Origin of the sequence: Promineifilum sp. (SeqCode), from assembly GCF_041918635.1 — a bacterium.
Taxonomy (GTDB): Bacteria; Chloroflexota; Anaerolineae; order Promineifilales; family Promineifilaceae; genus Promineifilum.
In genome coordinates this window covers 1-2,190 of the sequence record NZ_JAYRVJ010000826.1, presented here as the reverse complement: position 1 = coordinate 2,190, position 2,190 = coordinate 1, and the positions used below count along the sequence as shown (strand labels likewise).

At 66.2% G+C, this 2,190-nt stretch carries 2 protein-coding genes; both read left to right on the top strand.

Going from position 1 to position 2,190, the window contains the following annotated elements:
* Positions 1 to 1,242: dipeptidase (locus ACE3UY_RS23425; RefSeq protein ID WP_374689881.1), on the top strand; the 1,242-nt coding region annotated here is incomplete at its 5' end.
* A 74-nt stretch (positions 1,243 to 1,316) separates the two neighbouring features.
* Positions 1,317 to 2,190, top strand: an 874-nt coding sequence (locus ACE3UY_RS23420) for an alpha/beta hydrolase (RefSeq protein ID WP_374689880.1), incomplete at its 3' end; no start/stop codon positions are given.

Here is a 2,190-nt window from a genome sequence, read left to right as displayed (position 1 = left end):
GGCTGGCTGGCGCGCCACATGGAGGCCGCCGGCCTGGAGAACGTTCGCGTCATCGAGACGGAGCACCACCCGCTGGTCTACGCCGACTGGTTGCACGCCGGGCCGGCCGCGCCCACCGTGCTGATCTACGGCCACTACGACGTGCAGCCGGCTGACCCGCTGGACAAGTGGCTCTCGCCGCCCTTCCAGCCTGAGGTGCGCGAAGAGTATCTCTATGCGCGCGGCGCGGCCGATGACAAGGGCCAGGTCTACATCCATGTCAAGGCGGTCGAGTCATACCTGCGCACGGCCGGCCGCTTGCCAGTCAACGTCAAGTTCATCGTTGAGGGCGAGGAGGAGATCGGCAGCGCCAACCTGCACCGTTTCATCCCGGATCAACGCGACCTGCTGGCCGCCGATTCGGCGCTCATTTCCGACACGGCCATGCTCGGCCCCGGCCAACCGGCGCTGGTCTACGGGCTGCGTGGCAACTGTTACGTGCTGCTCGACATCACCGGCCCTACTCGCGACCTGCACTCCGGCACGTTCGGCGGCAGCATCAACAACCCGCTCAATGCTCTCGGTCATCTCATTGCCCGGCTGAAGGACGAGCGCGGCCACGTCCTCATCCCCGGCTTCTACGACCGCGTCCGGCCATTGACGCTGGAAGAGCGGGAGATGCTGGCCGGCTTCCCACTAGACGCGGACAAATGGCTACGCGAATCGGGCGCGCCAGAACTGTGGGGCGAACCGGAATACACGCTGGCCGAACGCATCGGCGCGCGGCCGACGCTCGACCTGACCGGCCTCATCGGCGGCTACACCGGCCCGGGCGCCAAGACCGTCCTGCCCTCCACCGCTCACGCCAAAATCTCCATGCGCCTCGTCCCCGACCAGAACCCGGCCGAGATCGCCACGCTATTCGAGCAGTTCGTTCGCGCCGTCTTGCCGCCCAGCGTGACGGCTGAGGTGCATCTGTCGGGCGGGTCACGGGCGGTACTGATCGACCGCGACACACCGCCCATGCGCGCCGCCGCGGCGGCCTACGAGGCCGCTTTTGGCCGCGCGCCTGTCTTCATGCGCGAGGGCGGCTCTATCCCTGTCGTCGGCCAGTTCCAGAACGACCTGGGCCTGCCCGCGGTGCTGATGGGCTTCGGCCTGCCCGGCGACCGTATCCACTCCCCCAACGAGCGCTTCTACCTCCCCAACTTCTATCAGGGCATTGAGACCAGCATCCGTTACCTGACTCTGCTGGCAGAATAATTACTAAGAGATATCAACAAAACCATTCCATCTTTCAGTTCTTCATTCCTAATTCGTAATTCCTAATTGTTCCCATGGTGCTTCTTCTTACAGCCCTCCTGGGCGGTCTGGTGACCCTATGCGCCTGGCTGGCCGGGCAACGTCGGCGACAGTTGCTGGCGACGGTCGAGATCGTGACACTGCCTGGCGTGACGGCGACGCGCCTGGGCAACCGGCGAGACGTGACCGTGTTCTTGCCGCCCGGCTACCGCGGGCAGCCGGATAGGACGTATCCCGTGCTCTACGTGAACGATGGGCAGGAGCGCGAGGCGCTGGGGTTGCGGGAGGCATTGGCCCGTCTGGCGGCTGGCGGTCGCATCCGACCGATCATCGCCGTCGCTATCCCGACCAACGACGATCGGCTACACGAATATGGCACGGCCATTGCGCCTAACTCGCGCAGCCTGGGGGTGCTGGCCGGCGCGTACAGCCACTTCGTCGTCGCCGAACTGATGCCGCTCATCGAAGCCAAGTTTCGCGTGCGGGGGCCGGCTACCTTCCTGGGGGTGTCACTGGGCGGCCTGTCCGCCTTCGACATCGCCTGGAACCATCCGGGTTGCTTTGAGGCCGTCGGCGTCATGTCCGGCAGCCTGTGGTGGCATGCCGCGGAGGACGAGACGCGCATCGACCCCGGCCGGCGCATCGCCCATACACTCGTGCGGCGCGCGCACAGGCCGCCGCCGTTGCGCTTCTGGTTCCAGGCCGGCACGCGCGACGAGGTGTGTGACCGCGACGGCAACGGCGTGATCGACGCGATTCAGGATACGCTGGAGCTGATGGGCGAACTGCGCGCCATTGGCCTCCACCCCGACGATCTGGCCTATGTCGAGGTGGCGGGCGGGCGACATGACTACGAGACGTGGGCCCGTGTCCTGCCTGACTTTCTGATGTGGGCCTTCACTCCTGGGC